Origin of the sequence: Oscillibacter sp. KLE 1745, assembly GCF_000469445.2 — a bacterium.
GTDB classification, from domain to species: domain Bacteria; phylum Bacillota; class Clostridia; order Oscillospirales; family Oscillospiraceae; genus Oscillibacter; species Oscillibacter welbionis.
This window is the reverse complement of sequence record NZ_KI271734.1, coordinates 55,939-56,164: the sequence shown is the minus strand read 5'-3', so window position 1 is coordinate 56,164 and position 226 is coordinate 55,939.

Below are 226 nucleotides of genomic sequence, written 5' to 3'. Positions count from 1 at the left end.
AAAAGAGGAGCTGGTCAAATCCCTCCTTGCACCCTGACCCAAGGCGCACCCGCGCCGCGGGAATCAGCCACCCAAATCTTTGCGTCACTCCGCCGCGCCCGTCGGCCGTCTGCCGAAAACACGCAGGCACCCTCTCACGCCGACCCCCGTACAGCAACTTTGCACGAACGTGCAAAGTTGCGGCCAAAAGCGCTTTTTCTCTTACACCGGGCGCGGCGCGTTCTCT